This is a genomic window from Roseobacter sp. HKCCA0434, assembly GCF_032464675.1.
Lineage (GTDB): Bacteria > Pseudomonadota > Alphaproteobacteria > Rhodobacterales > Rhodobacteraceae > Pontivivens.
Genome location: NZ_JAWDKL010000019.1, coordinates 68,480 through 85,967, shown reverse-complemented (window position 1 = coordinate 85,967; position 17,488 = coordinate 68,480). Strand labels below are relative to the sequence as shown.

Annotated in this window: 18 protein-coding genes; 5 read left to right on the top strand and 13 right to left on the bottom strand. The window is 69.1% G+C overall.

Annotated features, from left to right (window positions below):
• Both RX333_RS12550 and RX333_RS12545 read left to right on the top strand, forming a co-directional pair.
• Positions 1-361: hypothetical protein (locus RX333_RS12550; protein WP_316015293.1), on the top strand; the 361-nt coding region annotated here is incomplete at its 5' end.
• Positions 352-744, top strand: coding sequence for a hypothetical protein (locus tag RX333_RS12545; RefSeq protein ID WP_316015292.1), 393 nt, complete (start codon positions 352-354; stop codon positions 742-744). The genes RX333_RS12550 and RX333_RS12545, both read left to right, overlap by 10 nt.
• On the opposite strand, the gene xseA is transcribed toward RX333_RS12545, so the two are convergent.
• The 7 genes from xseA to RX333_RS12510 all read right to left on the bottom strand — a co-directional run bounded on the left by xseA (position 745) and on the right by RX333_RS12510 (position 8,899).
• On the bottom strand, positions 745-2,364 hold the full coding sequence (gene xseA / locus RX333_RS12540; protein WP_316015291.1) for an exodeoxyribonuclease VII large subunit: 1,620 nt from the start codon (positions 2,362-2,364) through the stop codon (positions 745-747).
• A gap of 99 nt (positions 2,365-2,463) precedes the next feature.
• Positions 2,464-3,615, bottom strand: a complete 1,152-nt coding sequence (locus RX333_RS12535) for a protease modulator HflC (protein ID WP_316015290.1) — start codon at positions 3,613-3,615, stop codon at positions 2,464-2,466.
• Entirely contained in the window at positions 3,612-4,811 is a 1,200-nt protein-coding gene (gene hflK / locus RX333_RS12530; protein WP_316015289.1) for an FtsH protease activity modulator HflK, read from the bottom strand. The genes RX333_RS12535 and hflK overlap by 4 nt, the downstream gene beginning before the upstream one ends.
• A gap of 63 nt (positions 4,812-4,874) precedes the next feature.
• Entirely contained in the window at positions 4,875-6,227 is a 1,353-nt protein-coding gene (gene gor / locus RX333_RS12525) for a glutathione-disulfide reductase (RefSeq protein ID WP_316015288.1), read from the bottom strand.
• 66 nt (positions 6,228-6,293) lie between these two features.
• Complete coding sequence (gene rpiA / locus RX333_RS12520) at positions 6,294-7,088, bottom strand: ribose-5-phosphate isomerase RpiA (RefSeq protein WP_316015287.1); 795 nt, start codon at positions 7,086-7,088, stop codon at positions 6,294-6,296.
• Positions 7,089-7,172: 84 nt separating this feature from the next.
• On the bottom strand, positions 7,173-7,409 hold the full coding sequence (locus tag RX333_RS12515) for a WGR domain-containing protein (protein WP_316015286.1): 237 nt from the start codon (positions 7,407-7,409) through the stop codon (positions 7,173-7,175).
• Between the two features lie 47 nt (positions 7,410-7,456).
• On the bottom strand, positions 7,457-8,899 hold the full coding sequence (locus tag RX333_RS12510; RefSeq protein WP_316015285.1) for a cobyric acid synthase: 1,443 nt from the start codon (positions 8,897-8,899) through the stop codon (positions 7,457-7,459).
• A gap of 50 nt (positions 8,900-8,949) precedes the next feature.
• On the opposite strand from RX333_RS12510, the gene cobO reads away from it, so the two are divergent.
• Together cobO and RX333_RS12500 are read left to right on the top strand one after the other, a co-directional pair.
• The gene (gene cobO / locus RX333_RS12505) at positions 8,950-9,552 is read left to right on the top strand and encodes a cob(I)yrinic acid a,c-diamide adenosyltransferase (protein ID WP_316015284.1); all 603 of its coding nucleotides are present in this window, start codon (positions 8,950-8,952) and stop codon (positions 9,550-9,552) included.
• Positions 9,549-10,121: a cobalamin biosynthesis protein CobQ gene (locus RX333_RS12500; RefSeq protein WP_316015283.1), complete on the top strand. Its 573-nt coding sequence runs from the start codon at positions 9,549-9,551 to the stop codon at positions 10,119-10,121. The genes cobO and RX333_RS12500 overlap by 4 nt, the downstream gene beginning before the upstream one ends.
• A 60-nt stretch (positions 10,122-10,181) precedes the next feature.
• Here RX333_RS12500 and RX333_RS12495 read toward each other — a convergent pair whose 3' ends face one another.
• From RX333_RS12495 to RX333_RS12475, 5 genes are all read right to left on the bottom strand, one after another.
• Positions 10,182-10,610 (bottom strand): OsmC family protein, encoded by a 429-nt coding sequence (locus RX333_RS12495; protein ID WP_316015282.1) that lies wholly within the window; start codon positions 10,608-10,610, stop codon positions 10,182-10,184.
• Positions 10,611-10,626: 16 nt separating this feature from the next.
• Positions 10,627-11,670, bottom strand: coding sequence for a DUF2235 domain-containing protein (locus RX333_RS12490; RefSeq protein ID WP_316015281.1), 1,044 nt, complete (start codon positions 11,668-11,670; stop codon positions 10,627-10,629).
• Positions 11,671-11,797: 127 nt separating this feature from the next.
• Positions 11,798-14,962, bottom strand: a complete 3,165-nt coding sequence (locus tag RX333_RS12485; RefSeq protein WP_316015280.1) for a 2Fe-2S iron-sulfur cluster-binding protein — start codon at positions 14,960-14,962, stop codon at positions 11,798-11,800.
• Between the two features lie 9 nt (positions 14,963-14,971).
• Entirely contained in the window at positions 14,972-15,412 is a 441-nt protein-coding gene (locus RX333_RS12480) for a MarR family winged helix-turn-helix transcriptional regulator (RefSeq protein WP_316015279.1), read from the bottom strand.
• 35 nt (positions 15,413-15,447) lie between these two features.
• On the bottom strand, positions 15,448-15,882 hold the full coding sequence (locus RX333_RS12475) for a thioesterase family protein (RefSeq protein WP_316015278.1): 435 nt from the start codon (positions 15,880-15,882) through the stop codon (positions 15,448-15,450).
• 37 nt (positions 15,883-15,919) lie between these two features.
• On the opposite strand from RX333_RS12475, the gene RX333_RS12470 reads away from it, so the two are divergent.
• Positions 15,920-16,633: an HAD family hydrolase gene (locus RX333_RS12470; protein ID WP_316015277.1), complete on the top strand. Its 714-nt coding sequence runs from the start codon at positions 15,920-15,922 to the stop codon at positions 16,631-16,633.
• Here the strand turns inward: RX333_RS12470 and phhA are convergent.
• Positions 16,606-17,451, bottom strand: coding sequence for a phenylalanine 4-monooxygenase (phhA, locus tag RX333_RS12465; RefSeq protein ID WP_316015276.1), 846 nt, complete (start codon positions 17,449-17,451; stop codon positions 16,606-16,608). The two genes, RX333_RS12470 and phhA, sit on opposite strands and share 28 nt — an antisense overlap.
• Positions 17,452-17,488: the final 37 nt, after the last annotated feature.

The window sequence follows — 17,488 nt, the reverse complement described above, 5'->3', positions numbered from 1 at the left end:
CGAGATGCCGCTCGCCCGGCTCGAGACGGTGCGGGCCGCGCGGATCCTCGCCGAGGGGCCGAGCGGTTGGGCGCGGCGCGGGGAGGGCGTCGCGATCCGCTTCACCCCCGACGCGCTGCATCTCGACATCGCGGAAGGTTGGAGCCTCGCCGCCGATGCGGCCGAGGGGCGTCACGCCCTGCGCGTCGAGGGGGCGCAGGTCGCATGGCCCGATCCCGGCATGGCCGATGGGCACCCGGCCTGGACCGGCACGCTGATCCTGCCGTTGCGAGACGCGGGGCCGACCGTCACCCTCACCTATCAACCCTGCACGCAGGCCGAATGCCTGATGCCCGTCCGATTGGAGTTCCGATGCGCCTGATCCTCACCCTCGCCCTGCTCGCGAGCCCGCTCGCCGCTCAGGATATCGTGGCCCCGTCAGACGTGCTGGAACGGTTGCGTGGCACGACCCTCGCCTACGATGCCGACGGCGTGGTCGTCGGCGTCGAACGATTCCGCGAGGACGATACGGTCACGGTGCAGCATCTCGATGGCAGTTGCCTAGACGGAGAGGTCTACGTCTCGGGCGACGAGCTGTGCTTCCGCTACGAGGACGAAGCCGAGGGCGAGGAGCATTGCTGGTGGAGCGTGGAGATCGACGGCGATCTCTACATGCGCCTCGCGGATCTGGACCGGTCGATGACCCTGCGCACGCAGCGCGTGCCGGACCGGCCGTTCCAGTGTCGCGACCCGAACATGGTCTGATCAGAACAGGCTGCCCTGCGCGTCGGGGGGCGGCGACTTGCGCTTCGGCTTCGGCCGCGATGGCGCGTCGCCCCCGGCCGTGACGTCGACCCGCCCATCGGCGAACTCGATCTGAAGCGCGTCGCCCGGCGACACCTGCGCGGCGCGCTTGACCAGCCCGTCACGATGGACCACGGCGTAGCCCCTCTCCAGCGTCCGGGTATAGCTCAACGTTTCCAGCGTGCGGGACAGCGCGGTGAGGCCGCGCCGTCGATCTGCCAGCATCGCGGATGCGAGCGGCGCGAACCGGCCCGAGGCGAGGTCGAGAGCACGCCGACGTTCGGGCAGCAGCCGGGCCGCATCGCGCTCGATCCGCTGCACCTGCGCGTCGAGCCGTGCCCGCCCGTCCCGGATGCGGGTGGACAGATCCTGCGGGCGCAAACGGGTCGAGCCGAGCCGGTCGCGGGCCTTCTCGATCCGGCGCGACAGGGCGCGGCCCAGCGACAGGGTCCGCAGCTTCGCCCGCGGCTCGGCCAGATGCGCGCGCAGGCGCGACGGGTCGAGCGCTGCGGCCCGCTCGCCCAGCCGAAGCCGCTTGCGATCCGCCATGCGCGACAGGGCGAGCGGCAATCGCTGCCCGGCCATGTCGAGCCGCTGCGCCCGCTCGCTCAGCAAGGCCTGAGGGCGGGGCAATCCGCGCGCGGCCCCGCGCAGCCGTTCCCGCCGCTCGCGCAGCAGGCGGGCCATCGCCGCAAGACGGCGTTCGTCGAGGCGCGCGAGATCGGCGTGCAGCTCGGCCCGCACCGGCACCGCCATCTCGGCCGCGGCGGTGGGCGTCGGTGCGCGCCGGTCGGCGGCGAAGTCGATCAGGGTAGTGTCGGTCTCATGCCCGACGGCGGAAATCAACGGGATCGAGCAGTCGGCGGCGGCGCGCACGACCTCCTCCTCGTTGAAACCCCACAGGTCCTCCAGGCTGCCGCCGCCCCGCGCGACGATCAGCAGGTCGGGACGCGGCACCGGGCCGTCCGGTGGCAGCGCGTCGAAACCTCGGATCGCGGCGGCGACCTCGGGGGCACAGCGCTCGCCCTGAACGGCGACCGGCCAGACCAGCACCTCACGCGGGAAGCGGTCGCGCAAGCGGTGCAGGATGTCGCGGATCACCGCGCCCGAGGGCGACGTGACCACGCCGATCACGCGGGGCAGGAAGGGGATCGCACGCTTGCGCTCGGGGTCGAACAGTCCTTCGGCGGCGAGGGCCGCGCGACGCTTCTCCAGCATCGCCATCAACGCGCCGACACCCGCGGGGGCGAGGCTCTCGATCACCAGCTGGTAGCGCGACTGGCCGGGGAAGGTCGTCAGCCGCCCGGTGGCGATGACTTCCATCCCCTCCTCGGGCTGGGTGCGCAGCTTCTGCGCGGTGCCCTTCCACATGACGCTGGCGAGCACGGCCTTGTCATCCTTGAGGTCGAGATAGACATGGCCCGAGCGCGGGCGCGACACGCGTCCGACCTCGCCGCGCACGCGGACATGGCCGAACCCGTCCTCGATCTGGCGTTTCACGGCGCGGGACAGGTCGGAGATCGAGAGGGTCGGTGCGTTGCCGCCCGCCCCCGGTTCGTCGTCGTCGAAGAGGTCGCTCATGCCGTGCATCCTAGGTGCAGGCCGCGTGGGCCGAAAGGGCCGAAAGCAAAAGGGCGGCCCGATCGGAGCCGCCCTTTCTATACTGCGAAGTGTCTGCCGTCAGTCTTGGGCGGGTCGCGTCTCCGGCTCGACCGTCGGCTGGATCTGGACCTCGACCGGCGACAGTTCGACCGTGCCGTCGTCGGCCGCGGCATCGTCCTGCGCCTCGTCCGCCGCGTCGGTCTCGGCATCGTCGGGGGCCGCGGTCGCCGCGTCCTCGGCCGGGTCCGCGTCCCCGGTGGTCGCGGAGGCCGGATCCTCCGTGACCGCGCTTTCATCTTCGGCTGGTGCCTCGTCCCGCACCGGACGCGTGCCGATCGCGCTGCGCGCGCTGCCCTCGAACTGGTCGCCCGCGAGATACTCGAAGAACTCGCTGTCGGGGCTGATGACCAGGGTGGAGTTGTCGCCCTGCAACGCCCGCTCGTAGGCCGTCAGCGAGCGGTAGAAGGCGAAGAATTCGGGGTCGCGCCCGAACGCGTCGGCAAAGATGCGGTTGCGCTCGGCATCCGCCTCACCGCGAATGATCTCGCTGTCGCGCTGCGCGGCGGAGCGGGTCTCGACCGCCGTCCGCTCGGCGGTGGAGCGGGTGATCGTCGCCGCCTCCTGTCCGCGCGCGCGCTCGTCCGCGGCCTCACGCTCACGCTCGGCGCGCATCCGGTTGAAGGTCTGCTCGAGGTTCTGCTCGGGCAGGTCGGCGCGCTTGATGCGCACGTCGATGACCTCGATGCCGAGCTCGACTGTCTGCTGCGCTGCGCGGGCGCGGATCTGGTTCATCAACTGGACCCGGTCGGCGGACAGCACGGTGTTGGACGTGACGCCACCCAGCACCTCCCGCAAGGCGGAGTTGAGCACGGTTTCGAGCCGCCCCTGCCCGACGCTGATCGCGATGTCGCCATCGGCGCCGGTCGCCTCTCGGAACCGCTCCACGTCCGCGATCCGCCAGCGGGCGAAGGCGTCCACCACCAGACGCCGATCGTCGAGCGGCGTGACCTCCAGCGGCTGCGTGTCGAGGCTGAGGATGCGGTCGTCGTAATAGACGACGTTCTGCACGATCGGCAGCTTGAAGCCGAGGCCCGGCTCCTCGCGCACGTCCTTGATCTGGCCGAATTGCAGGACCAGCGCGCGCTGCCGTTCATCCACCACGAAGAGGGAGGAGATCAGCACCAGGATGATGACCGCCACGAAGGCGAGAAGGAATACGAGACGGTTCATTGGCCAGCCCCCCGGCGCAGTTCGTTGAGCGGCAGGTAGGGCACGACCCCCTGGCCACCGCCGCCACCTTCGGTCGCGTTCTGGTCGATGATGATCTTGTCCACGTCGCCCAGCACCCGCTCCAGCGTTTCGAGGTAGAGGCGCTTGCGCGTCACCTCCTCGGCGCCCTGATATTCCTCCAGGATGCTGAGGAAGCGGGAGGCTTCACCCTCCGCCTCGTTGACGACCTGGCTGCGATAGGCCTCTGCCTGTTCGATCAGCTGGGCGGCTTCACCACGCGCCTCGGCGGTGACGCGGTTGGCGTCGGCGTCGGCACGGTTGCGAAGCGTCACACGCTCCTGCTCGGCGGCCTGCACGTCGCGGAAGGCGTCGACCACCTCGTCGGGCGGATCGGCCCGGTCGAAGTTGAGACGGACGATGTTCACGCCGCTCTCATAGCTGTCGAGCGTGGTCTGGATCAGCTCCTCCACCTCGGCGGCGATCACGCCGCGATCCCGGTTCAGGATCGGTGCGAGTTCCGAGCGGGAGATGACCTCGCGCATGGCGGATTCGGCCACGGCGGCGATGGTTTCCTGCGGCTGGCGCAGGTTGAACAGGTAGCCCGCCGGATCGGCGATGTTCCACACGACCTCGAAATCGATGTCGACGATGTTCTCGTCGCCGGTCAGCATCAGGCCGTCGTCACCGCGTCCGGGGCGCGAGCCCGAACCGATATTGACGATGCGCTCGTTGGTGACCTCGACCACCTCGTGCGTGACGATGGGCCAGGGCGCGAAGTTCAGGCCCGGCCCGCCGGTCGAGGAATACTCGCCCAGCGTCAGTTCGACCGACCGCTGCGAGGGCTGGACGGTGTAGACCGAGCTGAACAACCACAGGCCGACGAGCACCAGCGCCGCCACGGGCCACAGCCATTTGGGCGGCGTGTCGCCGGTGCCCATGCCGCCACCGCCGCCGGTGCCGCCGCGACCGCCCATCAGGACGCGCAGGCGTTCCTGCCCCTTGCGGACCATGTCGTCGAGATCGGGCACCTGGCCGCCGCCCTGAGGGCGCTGGCCGCCGGGCCGATTGCCGTTCGGGCGGTTGCCGTTGCCCCACGGATTGTTGCGGTCGCCGCTCCCGCGGTTTCCGTCATCGCCACTGCCACCCCGGTTGCCGCCCTTTCCCCAGGGACCGCCGGAATTGTCGTTATAGGGCATCTGTCGTCCTGTCTGTTGCGCGCGTCTGGAAGGTCAGATGTATATCCGACCCGTCGTTTCAAGTTAGCGGATCGGGGCCTTGAGGGTCACGAGCTCTTCTGCCGCAGTCGGATGGACGGCGACCGTGCGGTCGAAATCGGCCTTGGTGGCGCCCATCTTGATTGCGATCCCGGCCATCTGGATCATCTCCCCGGCCGCCTCGCCGGCGATGTGGCATCCCAGCACCTTGCCGCTGTCGCGTGCCACGACCAGCTTCATCATCATGCGCTCGTCCCGCTCGGCGATCACGTGGGCCATCGAACGGAAACTGGTGCAATACACGTCGATCTCGCCGGTATTGCGGGCCTGCTCCTCGGTCATGCCGACGGTGCCGAGCTCTGGCTGGGTGAAGACGGCGGTCGGCACGAGGTCGTAATCGGGCTTCGTCGGGTTCGAGCGGAACACCGTCTCGACGAAGGCCGCGCCCTCGCGGATCGCGATCGGGGTCAGCGCCATCCGGTCGGTCACGTCGCCCACCGCATAGATCGAAGGCACGGTCGTCTGCGACCATTCGTCCACCCGGATCGCGCCGCCGCGCCCAAGCTCCACCCCGATCTCGTCGAGACCGAGATTGCGGCTCAGCGGAATGCGCCCCGTGGCGTAGAGCACGGCCCCCGCCTCGATGGAGCCGTGGCCGCCCAGGTGCAGCCGGACACCGGCATCCGTCTTTTCGATCTCCTCGACCGAGCAGTCGGTGTGGATGGTGATGCCCTTCTTCTCCATCTCATGCGCGACGTGGTTGCGTAGTTCGCCGTCGAAGCCGCGCAGGATCTGGCTGCCGCGATAGATCAGGTCGACCTTGACGCCGAGCCCGTTGAGGATGCCCGCGAACTCGCACGCGATGTAGCCGCCGCCGACGACCACGATGCTCTCGGGCATCTCGTCGAGCAGGAACATCTCGTTGGACGTCAGCGCCAGCTCGCACCCCGGAATGTCGGGCACGAAGGGCCGCGCACCCGTCGCGATCAGGATATGCGCGGCGCTGTAGCGTTCCCCCGCCACCTCGACCGTGTGCGCGTCCACCAGCTTCGCCCGACCGTCGAGCACCTTCGCCCCGGAATTGGCGAGGTTGCGGCGGTAAATCCCTTCCAGCCGGTCCAGTTCCGCATGGATCGCGCCGCGCAATTGCGGCCACTCGAAGCGGGGGGTGCCGTCCACCTGCCAGCCATAGCCCTGCGCGTCGTGGAAGCTTTCGGAGAAGCGGGAGGCGTAGACCATCAGTTTCTTGGGCACGCAGCCGCGGATCACGCAGGTGCCGCCGTAGCGGTATTCCTCCGCCACCGCCACGCGGGCACCGGTTTCGGCGGCCAGTCGCCCGGCGCGCACGCCGCCCGAGCCACCGCCGATCACGAAGAGGTCGAAGTCGAAATCGCTCATCTGTCCGTCGTCTCCGTGCTGTTCCGGTAAAGACCTAGTCGCCCGACAGGGCCGCGCAACCGCCGGTCACGCCTCGGCGAGGATACGTCCGACGAAGGCGTCGCCGTCGATCCCGTCGGTGAAGGCGACGGGCCGCATGATGCCCCCCTCCTCCAGCAGATGCGCCTCGCCGCTGGTATAGCCGACCATCACCTGATCGCAGATGCCGAGGAACAGCCCGTTCTCGACCACGCCGGGCACCTGGTTGAGGATCGGCGACAGTCGGTGCGCGTCGCCGATGCGGCCCAGATGCAGGTCGAGGATGTGGTTCCCCTCGTCCGTGCGGTAGAGCTCGTCGCCGTCCATGCGCGGCGAGACGGCGCGCCCGTCCACGTCGATCTGCTCCAGCATCTCCTCGACGATCGCGCGGGTGGAGCGCCAGCCGAAGGGGATCACCTCCAGCGGCAGCGGGAAGGCGCCGAGCGTATCGACCAGCTTGGAGCTGTCGGTGATGACCACCATGCGGTCCGACGCGCTCGCCACGATCTTTTCCTGCAGATGCGCGCCGCCACCGCCCTTGATGAGGGTGAGCGCGGGATCGACCTCGTCCGCGCCGTCGATGGTCAGGTCGAGCCAACCCGCGCTGTCGAGCGAGACGACCTCGATCCCTTGCGCCCGCGCCAGATCGGCCGTGCGGGTCGAGGTGGCCACGGCGGTCAGGCGGAACTTCTCCATCCGCATCCGCTCGCCCAGCAGGCGCACGAACCAGTTGGCTGTGGAGCCGGTGCCCAGCCCCAGTTTCATGTCCGGCTCGACCAGCGAGAGTGCAGCGCGCGAGGCCGCGAACTTCGCGCGGTCGGCAGGGGAGAGGGAGGAGATCATCGGCGGCCTCGTTCGGGAGTTTGCCGACTTATACCAGCCTCACGGCGCTATGCGAGGGGGCGTGGCGCGGAATCCGCCGCGAATTCACGCGATCCTGGCGTACCCGCGCCGCAATCGACCGCGGCGGTAGCGGTCGGCGGCCCGCGATGCCTCCAGCAGGCCTTCGAACAGCTCGACCCGCTCGCGCGCCCGGCCGCCCAGACGGCCCCATTCGCGCACCACCGAAAACTCGCCGAACAGGTTTCCGACGATCTCCACCCGGTAGAAGAACGGCCGCAGACGGCGGTTGGGGGGCGGGCGCAGCATCAGGCAGGCGGTCACGGGCGGCCTCCGGTCGTCGGTCGGGTCAAGACTACCCCGCCCCGCGTTCACGTGGCAAGCGCGAGGAGGGCGTCGAGGTCGAGGCAGGCCTCCAGATGCTCGGCCAGCGCGTCCAGCGTTGCCTCGACCGAGGCGCCGTAGGTCAGCTCGCTCGCGGCCCCCAGCCGGGCGAGATAGGCCGCACGGAACGCATCGTCGCCGAACAGGCCATGCAGATAGGTGCCGACGACGCGCCCGTCCGCGCTGATCGCCCCGTCCGTCCGATCCCCCAGGTCGAGGAGAGGCCGCGCGCGATCCGGGCCCTCGGTGTGACCCATGTGGATCTCGTAGCCCGACACGGGGATTTCGGCCCCGGCCATGCGGCCCGTGGTCAGGCCCAGATGCTTGGTCGGGGCCATGACCGTCTCGACGTCCAGAAGGCCCAGCCCGTCGACCCGGCCCGGCCTGCCATCGGTTCCGCCCGGATCGTCGATGACCCGGCCGAGCATCTGGTAGCCGCCACAAATCCCCAGCAGGTGCCCGCCGCGCCGCAGATGCGCGGCGATGTCGATGTCCCAACCCTGGTCGCGCAGGAAAGCGAGATCGCCTGTCGTGCTCTTCGACCCCGGCAGCACCACCAATGCTGCGTCGCCGGGCAGCGCGCGCCCCGGCGGCACCACGACCAGTTCCACCCCCGGCTCCAGCCGCAGCGGGTCGAGATCGTCGAAATTCGCGATCCGCGCCAGGTGCGGCACCGCGATCTTCACCTGCCCCGCTCCGCCGCCGGTCAGACCCAGCGCGTCCTCGGCGGGCAGCTTGTGCGCATCGGCGAACCACGGCACGACCCCGAGGCAGGGCCAGCCGGTGAAGCGCTCGATATCGCGCACGCCGTCCTCGAACAGGGTCGGGTCTCCGCGGAACTTGTTGATGAGGCAGGCCGCGACCTGCGCGCGATCCTCCGCTGACATCACCGCGGCATGGCCTGCCATCTGCGCGATCACTCCGCCCCGCTCGATGTCGCCGACGAGGATCACCGGCACGTCGGCGGCGCGGGCGAAGCCCATATTGGCGATGTCGCGCGCGCGCAGGTTGGTCTCGGCGGGCGAGCCTGCCCCCTCCACCACGACGAGCTCGCTCTCGCCGCGGATCCGGGCGAAGCTGTCCTGCACCGCCGTGACCAGTTCGGCCCGCCGTTGCCAGTAGGCGCGCCCTTCCGTGCGGAACGCGACACGGCCCTGCACGACGACCTGGCTGCCGGTCTCGCTCTCGGGTTTCAGCAGGACCGGGTTCATGTGGACCGAGGGCGCGACGCCGCACGCCATCGCCTGCAGCGCCTGCGCGCGCCCGATCTCGCCGCCATCCGCGGTGACGGCGGCGTTGTTGCTCATGTTCTGCGGCTTGAAGGGCCTGACGCGAAGCCCGCGCCGGGCGAAAGCGCGGCACAGACCCGCCACGATCAGCGACTTTCCGGTATCCGACCCGGTGCCCTGCACCATCACGGCCTTGCCCATCGCGGCGCCTTTCGACCAAACTGCGCCCCGACCGAATTCAGGAGCGCCCGATGAGCGACAGCAATGACGAACACGCCAAGGCGATGCAACAGGTGCAGACCGAGCATCGCGCCAAGATGGCGACCAAGACGAAGGCCGAGCGCGGCCTCGTCCTGATCCATACCGGCAAGGGCAAGGGCAAGTCCTCCTCCGCCTTCGGCGTGGTGGCCCGCGCGCTGGGCTGGGACCAGAAGGTCGGCGTCGTACAGTTCATCAAGGGAACCTGGCGCACCGGCGAGAAGCAGTTCTTCGACCGCTTCCCCGAACTCGACTGGCACACGATGGGCGACGGCTTCACCTGGGACACGCAGGATCGCGAGCAGGACGTGCAGGCCGCGATGGCCGCCTTCGCGCAGGCCGCGGCGATGATGACGAGCGACGAATACGACCTGATCGTGCTCGACGAGATCAATATCGCGCTGCGCTACGACTATCTCGACGCGCAGGCGGTGAAAGAGGCGCTGGAGGCGCGGGCGCGCAAGACCTCGGTCATCCTCACCGGCCGCGATGCACCGCAACTGCTCATGGACTATGCCGACCTCGTTACCGAGATGACGGAGGTGAAGCATCCGTTCCAGGCGGGCATCAAGGCCCAGCGCGGCGTCGATTATTGAACACGCCCGCCCATGTGATCCTGTCGGCGGGGATCTTCGCGCGGGCAGACCGCCCGCGCGTCACCGCCGCCGCGATCGCGGGTGGGCTGGTGCCGGACCTGTCGCTCTACCTGATCGGTACGTGGATGATCGGGGTCGCGGGCCAAAGCCCCGAGACCTTCTTTCGCGAGACCTACTACGCAGACTGGATGCAGGCGGTGATGGCGGTGGACAACTCCATCCCGCTCTGGACGCTCGGGGTCGTCCTGGCGCTGGCCCTGCGCGCCCGGATCGCCGCGGTCTTTGCCCTGTGCGGCCTGCTGCATGTCGCCGCGGATTTCCTGCTGCACCATGACGACGCGCGCCGTCAGTTCTGGCCGCTCGGCGACTGGGTCTTCGTCTCGCCGGTCAGCTATTGGGATCCCGCGCATTACGGCGACATCTTCGGCCCTGTGGAGACCGGGTTGTGCGTCGTGTTTCTGGTCCTCATCTGGCGTCGGTTTTCCGGCTGGATCGCACGGGGACTGATTCTCGTCGCAGCAGCGCTGCAACTGGCACCGGTCATCATCTGGGGTCTGATGTTCTCCTGAACGGGAAACGCCCCGCCCGGCGGTGGCCGGACGGGGCGTTCGATCGGGTCACGTGACCAATCAGGCGAGAGTCGCGTCCATCGTGATGTCCACGCCGGCCAGCGCCTTCGAGACCGGGCAGTTCTCCTTGGCGGTGTTGGCCGCATCGGCGAATTGCTGGGCGTTGGCGCCGGGAACCGAGGCCTTCACGTCGAGGTGGATCTTGGTGATGGCGAAGCCGTCATCCTTCTCCTCCAGCGACACGGTCGCCGTGGTGTCGATGCTGTCGGGCGTCAGCTCGTGCTGGCCGAGGATCATCGACAGCGCCATAGAGAAGCAGCTCGCATGGGCCGCGCCGATCAGTTCTTCGGGGTTCGTCCCCTTCGCGCCCTCGAAGCGGGTGTTGAAGCCGTAGGGCTGGTCGGACAGGACGCCCGTCTCGGTCGAGACGTGGCCCGTGCCGTCCTTGAGCCCACCCTGCCATTTCGCGGAACCGTGCTTCTTGATCATCTGAAATTCCTTCCTTTCAATCGTTCGGGGCACCAACGCCCGCCGCCCGTGTCCGTTCCGGCATGGCCGCAATCTCGGCCAGAGGGCGGTAGCCCGTGCGAGTCCGGGCTCGATACTCGACCGACGGATGGACCGCCTCGTGCGGGCCGGGCTGCACCAAGCGGCGATAGCGGAACCAGAAAAGCTTGGCCGCCGCCGTCCAGTTGCCTACCGAGGGTGCCAGCGGGTCGGTCGGGAACCGGGCGCGCCAGCCGTCCGGCAGTTCGACGCCGCAGGCCATTAGCCGCTCCAGCATCCAGACCAGCGACAGGTTCGCGAGGGGCCGCGCCGCAGGGCGCGCATGGACATGGCCGCCGACATCGCCGTGATTGCCGGGAAACCAGACCTGCTCCATCACGCCGCGCCACTGGGAGGAGGGATGCCACAGGATCGGCTCGTAGGCGCCGCGCGTCTCGTCTATGGCGAGCGCCTGGTAGGCATGGCGCACGCCGCCTCCGACGCGGTCGTCATGGAAATCCGTCACCATCGGCGCAAGGCGGTTGAGCAGCGGATAGGGCAGCCCCAGCGCCGAGACGGTATCCCACACGCCGACCATCTCGATCTGCACGTCGCGATGGCAGAACCGTTCCGCGAAACGAGCGCCCTGCGGGCTGAGCCGGGCCGCCTCGTAGTAGCGGAACGCCCGCACGACCCGCCGCGCGGTCGCGTGGCGCGCGGTCAGAAGCCCCACCCGACCGATCCAGCCCGCAAGGCTGCGCACGGCATAAGCCCCGCGCGAATAGCCCATCAGCACGATCCGGTCGCCGGGACGATAGCGCGAGGCGAGCGTGGCATAGCCCGCCGCGATCGCCTCGTTGATGCCGATCCCGGCGGCGGCGTCGAGCCATTTGCGCCACCCTCGCCCCTGGACGCCCGGATGATAGCCCACCGATTGCGAGACCGTCTGCCCGACCTCGTCGAGCAGGCGGAATGTCAGCCCCGCATTGGTCTCCTCGCCCGCGATCAGGCGCGAGAAGGTGCCGTCGATGATGAACACGTGGGTGCGGGGCGGGCGGTGCATGGGCGGAACCAAACCGATCGGACCGCCCGTTGGCAAGCGGGCGTGTTGCGCCTCCGGCGGGAGTATTTCGCGCCAATCCGAAAGGGAGCTTCGGATTGGCGCAAATACTCCCGCACCGGGTTCGTTGCTAGCCGGGCCAGCCGATGGCGACGCGCCCGCCCGGCACCGCCGCGCGGGACCGGCACAGGATCATCTCGCGCTCACGCTGCGCGGCCGACAGGACATGGTCGCGATGCTCGACCTCTCCGTCCCGGACCGTGCACTTGCAGGTGCCGCACAGGCCGTCGGCGCATTTGACGTCGACCTTCACGCCTGCCGCCAGCAGCGCGTCCGCCGCGCTCTCGCTCTCGGAGACCGCCACCTCACGTTTGTCCGGCAGGATCAGCGTGAAGGGGTGGTCCTCGTAGTCCGGCTCGACGGGCGGCAAGAAATACTCGCGGTGCAGGTCCGCCTCGGGCCACCCGGCCCGTCTCGCCGCGTCAAGAACCGCCTGCATGTAGCGATCCGGTCCGCAGGTGTAGAGCTGCGCGCCGTCGGACGGCCGCACCACGGCATCAAGATCGGCGCGCTCCTCGTCGGAGATCCACAGCCGCACCCGGTCTGCCCAGGGCGCGGTCTGCAGATCGGCGAGAAATCCGGCCTGCGCGCGGCTGCGGCAGGAATAGTGCAACTCGAACTCCCGCCCCAGCGCATGCAGCCTGTGCGCCATCGCGATCATCGGCGTCACGCCGATGCCGCCGCCCATCAGCAAGGTGCGCGGCGCCTCTTCGACCAGCGGGAAATGGTTGATCGGGCGCGAGACGAAGACCCGCCGCCCTTCAGTGAAGATCCGGTGCATCAGGGCCGAGCCACCGCGGCCCGCCTCCTCCCGCAGCACACCGATCTGGTAGACCGACCGGTCCGCCGGGTCGCCCGACATGGAATATTGCCGCAGGAATTCGGGCGCCACCACGATGTCGAGATGCGCGCCCGCGCTCCACTCGGGCAACTCGCCGCCATCCGCGCGGCGGAATTCGTATTTCGTGACCTCCGCCGTCATCGGCTCGACCTTCGTCAGGATCAGCGGCAGCACCGGCGCCTCGCCGCCGAAATCGGGGCGCTTGTGGCTCGGATCCTCGCCTGCGGCCAGCCGCCGCCGGTATTCGACCGCGTCGATCAGCGCCTCGTAGGCGGCGATCCCGGCCTCACGGTCCATCGGATAGGGGAAGGGCCAGGGCGGCGGCGCCAGCTCGGCGGGATAGACGGCGAGCGTCTGGTCCTCGTGCCGCAACTGTCGCTCGGGCGCGATGTGCCGCGTGTTGACCTCGGATGCGGGCGGGCGGTAGGGCCCGTCGCTCTCCATCTCCAGATCCCACCACCATTTCTTGACCGGGTTCACATTGCCCCGCCCCAGCCGGTCGTCGAGCGCCGCGAGATGCCTCGCCGCTCCCGGTACGTTCATCGCGGCCCAGCGGAACGGCGCCTCGGCGAACAGGCCTTCGAGGTTCCACGGACAGGTCTTCATGCAACGCCCGCACATGGCGCCGCCCTCGGTGCCGATGCGGTAGGTCGTGCATTTCTGGCTGTCGGACTTCCAGATCTCGTAGCCGTTGAACATCTTCTTCGGTCCGGCGGTGATCGCGCCCGAGGGGCACTCGCGGGCGCATTTGTTGCAGGCCTCGCAGAACCGCTGCAGACCGAAATCGATGGGCCGGTCATGCGTCATCGGCATGTTGGTGGTGATCGCCCCCGATTTCAGCCGCGGCCCGAGGAAGGGGTTGAGGATCACCTCGCCGATCCGGCTGACCTCGCCCAGCCCCGCCAGCAGCAGGAGCGGCGGTTGCAACACCTCGCCGTCGATCACCGAGTGCACCCGCGCCTCGTAGCCCATCTCCCGGATCGCCTCGGCGATGACGCCGCCCAGCAGCGAGAACCGAAGATAGGCCCGCATCGACTGCGCGCAGGCGATCCAGTCGTCGCCGCTCGCGCCTTCCATCGTCTCGTGGCCCTGATCGATGATCATCGAGATGGCGTTGACGTGATAGGCGGGAAGCGGGTCGCCCTTCGCATCGTGTGAATAGTACGCCCAGTCCGGGCAGCGGCTGAGACCCACCGCGTCGGCGCCGAGGAAATAGCTCGCCGCCTTGATCCATTCGGCATTGCGCTCGGCCTCGTCCGCGCGCGGATCCTTCGGTTGCGCGGGGCCGTCCTGCAGCAGCACCAGCGCGCCCAGTGCCCGGCGGAACGCGAAGGCCGAGGCCGACTTGCGCACGTAATTGCCGTTCTTGGCGTTTTCCTGAGGTCCTCGTCCCATGTCCCCGAACAGCGCGCGGGAGAACATGTCGGCCCGCTTGGGCACACGCGGCACGCGCGGCTCGTCGATATAGGTCGTCGGATCGTCCACGCGCTTCAGCCGCTCGAACGGATGCGGCCCGGCGGTGAAATCGCGCCGCGCGAAGGGATCGCGGTTCAGGGCCGTCTGCGCCTGGTCGCCCAGCCACCAGCGCGCGCCGCCCTTGCTAGCGTGCGCCAGCGGCGCATCCGCCTGCATGCTCATAGTGGTGGTGACGCAGCCGATCGCGAACCGCTCACCGAACCACGGGTTGACGAGCCGCCCATCCTCGACCCGCGCCAACCCTGCGGCCACGGCCAACCGGCCCAGATGCACGTCCGAGGCCGTGCCGTGATGCGCCCGCGCCTCGTATCCCAAGAGGCGGATATAGCTCGCCAGGACCGCCCCCGTCTCCGCCGCGCGCAAGGTCGAGCGGGCCTCGGCCGCCCCCTCCAGCATCCATTCGCCCGGCGCGTCGCGCGCCTCGCGCGGATGAGCGTAGAGGTAGACCAGCGCGTGCCCGTGATGGTCGCAGGGACCGGGCGGGGTCGCGGCACTTTCGCGCAACTCCGCCATTATAACGTCGATTCCGGCGGCGAGCGTCGAGGTCTGGCGCGTGCGCAGCTCCTCGGCCAGCGCGCCGACGGCGGGGTTGACCTGCGGCTCGGCCCGGAACGCCTCTGGATCGAGCGTGCAGACCCCCGCCACGCTCGCATCGCAGAAATAGGCGAAGGACTTGAGGTGGTTCGCCCGCTCGACCGGATCGTCGGGGATCACCGCCCGCTCGGCCTTGACCGATCCGTCGCGGATCGTGTCGAGCATCGCCTGGTAGCGCCCGATGGCCCGGCCCAGGGGCGTGTCGGGCTGCCGCAGCACCGTGTCGGGCGGAACGCGCGACAGGTCCGCCGCCCCGCGCGGCACGGCCTCCAGCGGATAGGGGCCCAGATGCATCGGACGGTCGGAATAGCTGCGCAGGCGCATCGCCCTCTCCTATATCCTGTCGGGCGCGTCGCCGGTCGCGTTGATGATCCCGAGGATCCGGTGCAGCTGCGCGCGGTCCTCCGCGGCCAGACCGCCATAGACGCGGGCCACGTTCTCCTCCGCCGCGACGATGCCTGCCTTCAACACGTCCCGGCCCGACCGGGTCAGCACAACGCCGCGCACGCGGGCATCCTCTTCATCCGCCTCGCGGGTGATGCGGCCCTGATCCTCGAGCACGGTCAGCAGGCGCGAAATCGCGGCCCGGTCCACGCCGATCCAGTCGGCGATGTCGGAGGGCCGCGACAGCCCTTCCTGCCCGGCGGCGAGCAGGACGCACCAGCCGAGCCGCGTCAGCTCATGCCCGGCCAGCGCGCCCTCGAACCCCCGCTCCGCCCGTCGGGCCGCGAGGGATAGCTGGTATCCCAGCGACGATTTCAGATCGAATGTCATGATGGTTGATACCATCAATCATATGATTGACGAGGTCAACCATCCAGGCCTTCCAGCGCCTCCCGGAACGCCGGTGGCAGGTCCACCGGCCTACGGGTCGCCGCGTCGACATAGACATGGGTGAAACTCGCCTCCGCCGCCGCCTGCGGCGCCGGCCCCCGAAACAGGCCGACACCGAAGGTCACGGAACTGCGCCCGATCCGGTCGGCCCGCAGGCCCGCATCCACCGGATCGGGAAAGCCGAGCGACGCATGGAAACTGCAGGAGGACGCGACCACCAGCCCGATCACGTCACCATCCGGCACCGGCAGCGCGCCGGTCCCGATGATCCATCCGTTCACGGCGGTATCGACATATTCGTAGAAGACCGCATTGTTCATGTGCCCATAGACGTCGTTGTCGCGCCACCGCGTCGGCAGGCTGACGAAATGGCGATAGGCGGAACGGGGCGCCGGGGCCGGTCGGGTCATGCTGAGAGCTTCCCTCGGATAGGACATGCACGCGACGATGCCCCAGACCCTGATCTTCGACAAGGACGGCACCCTGATCGGCTTTCAGGAAACATGGGGGCCTTATACCCGCGATGCCCTGACCGATCTGGCGACGCCCCAGGCCCCGGCCTCCGTTCTGGCCGAGACGATCGGCTTCGACATGCAGACGGGCCGTTATGCGCCCGAGAGCCCCGCCATCGCCGGGACGACGGCGGATGTCGCCGCCCTGTTGGCCACGCGCGACCCGCGCAGCGCGGCCGAGATCGAGGCCCTGCTGAACGCCCGCCCGGTCCGGGCGCAGCCCGTGGCCCCGCTCGCTCCGTTGCTCGATGAATTGATCGCCGCAGGCCACCGCCTCGCCGTGATGACCAACGATGCGGAGGCCCCGGCGCGGCGGCAACTGGCGGAAATGGGCGTGCTCGCCCGGTTCGAGATGGTCGTGGGCTATGACAGCGGGCACGGCGCGAAGCCGCATCCCGCGCCGCTGCTGGCGATCGCCGAGGCGCTCGGCACCTCGCCCGGCGATTGCACGATGATCGGAGACAGCACCCACGATCTCGACGCCGCCCGCGCGGCCGGGATGATGGGTGTCGGTGTCCTCAGCGGTCCGGCGACGGCGGCCGATCTTGCCGCCGCCGACGCCATCCTGCCCGACATCACCCACCTGCCGGACTGGCTCGCCTCTCGGATTGGCTCAACTCCTCAGGCGGCCCGCCCGACGCCACGGTGAAACACCCGGTCGCTTTCGACCACCTCCGCAGGGCCGATATCGGGCAGGTCGCGCAGCCGGTCATAGAGCGCCGAGAAATCGCCGTAGCACGCCTCGCGCAGCGCCTCGAAGCTGTCGATGACGAAATAGGTCTGCTGGTAGTCGTCGATCTCGTACTTGGTGCGCATGACCCGTTCCAGGTCGAAGCCCACCCGGTTGGGCGCGTCGCTCTCGAGGCTGAAGCGGATCTCACCGGTGCTCGACAGGATGCCCGCGCCGAAGATGCGCAGGCCGTCCTCGCCTTTCATCAGCCCGAACTCGATCGTGTACCAGTAGAGCCGCGCGAGGTTGGCGAGCTGCCCGCGCGCCATCGCCGCGGCCCCACCCTTGCCATAGGCCTCCATGAAATCGGCATAGACCGGATCGGCCAGCAGCGGCACATGGCCGAACACGTCATGGAAGATATCCGGCTCCTCCAGATATTCCATCTCCGCCTCCGAGCGGATGAAGGCCCCGGCGGGGAAGCGGCGGTTGGCCAGATGGTCGAAAAACACCTCATCGGGCACGAGGTCGGCCACGGGCACCACCGACCAGCCGGTCAGCGGGCGCAGCATCTCGCTGAGCTTGCCCATGTCCGGCACCCCGCCAGACCCGAGGCCGAGCTTGTCGACGGCGGTGATGAACTCGGGTGCTGCGCGACCGGGCAGCAGGGCCTCGACACCTGCGGCGAGCCGGTTCCAGCGGTCATGTTCCTCTGCCGAGTAGGATGCCCAGTCCTGGTCGATCGTGTAATCGGCATTCTTGGGCGCGTTGCGATAGCGGTTGCGAGCGTCGGTCATGTCGTCCTCCCTTTTGTAAGGAGGATATCGCAGCTAG